At 74.5% G+C, this 741-nt stretch carries 1 pseudogene; it reads left to right on the top strand.

Annotated features, from left to right (window positions below):
- A pseudogene (locus V8688_RS31995) lies at window positions 1–445 on the top strand (hypothetical protein); the annotation flags it as partial.
- Window positions 446–741: the final 296 nt, after the last annotated feature.

The following is a 741-nucleotide window of genomic DNA, read 5'->3' on the forward strand; positions in this document are numbered from 1 at the left end:
CAGCGCCGCACTCGGCAGCGCCGCACTCGGCAGCGCCGCAGTCGGTGGCGCGGTGCTCGGTGGCGCGTTGGCAGGGTCGGGGTCGGCTCAGGGGCCCGGCGCCTCCGGCGACCAGGGCGCACCTTCGCCTGTCGAACAGGCTCCGGGCGCCGGCGCTCGGAACGGGTCCGACACGCCCGCAGCGAATTCCGGCGACACGACGAAGCCGGACAACGACCGTTCCGGTGGCGCGTCCGTCACCGGCGGCGCCACCACAACCGGCGGCACGGGAACAGCGACCGCCGCGAGCGGCTACGGCATGCCCTCGGGCGCACCCGAGACCGGTGCCGGCGGCCGGTTCCGCGACGACCGGCTCATGCTGGCCGGGTTCGGCGTGCTGGCACTGCTCGGCGCCGCCGTCGCCGTGACTCGCGACCAGCGCCGCGCAGGAAGGACCCGACCGTGACCACTCGATCGACAGCCGGTCCGCGGCCCGACCACACCCGGGTCCGATGGGCCACCGATCCCCACCCCACCCGGCTCGAACGAACTCGAGCGCTGCGCTCCGGCACTGCTCTGCGCCGCGGCCGCGCTGACACTCGACCGCTCGGTCCGGACGACACCGAGGCAGGCAAACGACGTGGTTCCAGGTCGGGCGGCGGTCGACGGCGCGATCGAGCATGGCGCAGAACGAGTTTTGGCGATGCGCGGTAGGCAGGGGTGGCGGACCGTCGTGGTAGCGGTGGTCCTGGTCGGTGTGGC

It is taken from the genome of Nocardia sp. No.11, assembly GCF_038752175.1.
Taxonomy (GTDB): Bacteria; Actinomycetota; Actinomycetes; order Mycobacteriales; family Mycobacteriaceae; genus Nocardia; species Nocardia canadensis.